Origin of the sequence: Niallia sp. HCP3S3_B10 (genome assembly GCF_052064465.1) — a bacterium.
Lineage (GTDB): Bacteria > Bacillota > Bacilli > Bacillales > Cytobacillaceae > Niallia > Niallia hominis.
The window spans coordinates 1-554 of record NZ_JBQHVO010000159.1 but is presented as its reverse complement, the minus strand read 5'-3'; the positions used below and the strand labels follow the sequence as shown (position 1 = coordinate 554).

Here is a 554-nt window from a genome sequence, read left to right as displayed (position 1 = left end):
ATACTTTCTTTCCAATCTAGTTGTGCTTGTTTACCTGGTGCTGTTTCAAAACGAGCTGCCCCTTTGGGGGAGGCAATCTTTTTGTCCTCATCAAAATAAGCTTTAAATTCTGGTATTCTAGCTATATACGCCCTAAATGTAGAAGCCGAACAATCAAGACCATGATTATCTTTTAAATATTGCCAAAGCACCCTCCGATAATAAAACTTCTGTTTCGAATCCTCCGATAAAAGTGCGGCTATAATTTCATAATATTCATCAAGCATAGATGCCTTTTTCCTTGTACGTTTTGGAATAAACCCATTGAGATATTTATCGATTGTTCTACGATCTACCCCTAATTCCCTAGCTAATTCACTTTTATTAATTTTCATCTTTAACTGCTCCATTACTTGTTTGAATTTTCCTAAATCTGAAAGACTCTTAATCTCAAAATCTGTTTCAATATTTAACTTTATGTACATACTAATCACCCAATATTAGTATGTAATTCATAATCAATTTTGTACATCTTTATTCAAGCACGTTTGTACATATTTAAATTATCATTTCTA

Annotated in this window: 1 pseudogene; it reads right to left on the bottom strand. The window is 32.3% G+C overall.

Annotation, left to right across the window (positions count from 1 at the left end):
* A pseudogene (locus tag ACTNDN_RS24985) lies at positions 1 to 464 on the bottom strand (IS21 family transposase); the annotation flags it as partial.
* Between the last annotated feature and the right edge of the window lie 90 nt (positions 465 to 554).